Consider the following 1,007-nt stretch of genomic DNA (forward strand, 5'->3'; position numbering starts at 1 on the left):
CCCCGCTCCCACCCCCGCCCGGCGGCATCCTCTGGGACAGCGCCGGGGACATCCGGGTGCTGCTCACGCTGCCCGCCGCGTTCACGCTCCAGGTCGCCCACCCGGCCGTCGGCGCGGGCGTGGACGCGCACTCGGTCTTCCGCACCGATCCGTGGGGGCGCGGCGAGCGCTCCCTGCGCTCGCTCCAGCTGTGGGTGTACGGCGGCGAGGCCGCGGCCGCGGAGGGACGGCGGCTGCGCGCCCTGCACCGGACTGTCCGGGGCACCGACAGCCGAGGTCGCCGCTACCACGCGCTGGCGCCCGGGCCGTACGCCTGGGTGCACGCCACCGGCTTCCCGGTCTTCCAGTACGCCCGCGGCTACCTGTTCCGCCGCCCGCGCACCGCGGCCGATGAGCGGCGGCTGTACGCGGAGTGGCTGCGGGTCGGCCGGATACTCGGCATCCGCGACCGGGACATGCCGCAGACGGTCGAGGCGTTCTGGCCGTACTACCGCAAGATGCTCGCCGACGAGCTTGAGGCGACCGCGGTGGTCCAGGAACTGGTGTCGGTCGACCGGCCGATACCCCCACCGGACCGCGGACCCTGGGTGCTGCGGCTGCCGCTGCGGGCGCTCTGGCCGCTCCTGTGGCCACCGCTGGCGCGGTTCAGACGGTTCCTCGCCATCGGGCTGCTGCCGCCCGACGCGCGCGAGGCGATCGGCCTGGAGTGGACCGAACGCCAGGAGCGGCGGCTGCGGCGCTTCGGACGGCTGGTACGGACCGTGGTGCCGTTGCTCCCGGAGCGGCTGCGCTATCTGCCGCTGGCGCGCGCGGCCAGGGCGCGGCACCGGGCGGGCAGGGTGCGGCACCGGGCGGGCAGGGTGCGGCACCGGGCGGCCATCGGCTCAGCCGGTTAGGTCGGCCGCCGCCCCGCCGATCAGGTCAGCCGCCGCCTCAGCCCAGGAGGTCGGCCGCCGCCTCCGCGCACCCCCACGCCACCGTGACCCCCGCACCCCCGTGTCCGTAGT

The 1,007-nt window shown here is 76.7% G+C and carries 1 protein-coding gene; it reads left to right on the plus strand.

Annotated features, from left to right (window positions below; translation table 11 throughout):
* A partial coding sequence (locus U9R90_RS36410) for an oxygenase MpaB family protein (protein WP_411061785.1) occupies positions 1-896 on the plus strand: 896 nt, incomplete at its 5' end.
* Positions 897-1,007 lie beyond the last annotated feature (111 nt).

The organism is Streptomyces sp. E11-3, assembly GCF_046540415.1.
Classification (GTDB): domain Bacteria; phylum Actinomycetota; class Actinomycetes; order Streptomycetales; family Streptomycetaceae; genus Streptomyces.